Raw genomic sequence first — 643 nt, 5'->3', positions numbered from 1 at the left:
CGCGATTCGGTTGATGAGCCATCCCAGTCAGCCTATGACGGTAAAACAAGTTGCTGAGATAACGGGGTTCACGCCGGATTGGGTACGCAAACTGATCCACCGCTATAACTGTGAGGGGGGTGAGGGACTCCGCAACCGACAGCAACTCAAACCAGGCGGTAAACCCCTAGCGCTCAATCTTCAACAGCAGCAACAGTTATATCAACGCTTGCAATCTTCCCCAGATGATGGAGGGTTATGGACAGCCCCCAAAGTCGGTGAGTATATTGAAGCGCAGTTTGGCATCCGGTTGCACCCCAGCACCGCTTGGCAGTACTTGAAACGATTGGGGTTTAGTCTACAAGTTCCTCGTCCTCTGCATCAGCAGGCCGCCACACAGGAGGAGCAACAGCGTTTTCAATCGGAGTTAGCGATCTTTGTTGCCTGTCTGCAACACTGGCATCCCGACAAGTGCATCGAAGTGTGGGCAGAAGACGAAGCTCGTTTAGGCTTACACGCCATTATTAGACGCACTTGGGCTCTATGCGGTCAACGTCCACAGGCGCATCATTATCCTCGTTACCAGTGGCTTTATACTTACGGGTTTGTCCATCCTGATAGCGGTGACAGTTTCTTTCTGCTGCTACCGAGGGTGAATTGCACT

Annotated in this window: 1 protein-coding gene; it reads left to right on the top strand. The window is 52.3% G+C overall.

From position 1 onward, the window contains the following. Positions 1-13 precede the first annotated feature (13 nt). The coding region (locus tag ACR6Z4_RS32225; protein ID WP_479721403.1) for an IS630 family transposase at positions 14-643 on the top strand (630 nt) is incomplete at its 3' end.

The organism is Calyptranema fuscum S582, from assembly GCF_055793305.1.
This window is presented reverse-complemented; position numbering and strand designations above follow the sequence as displayed.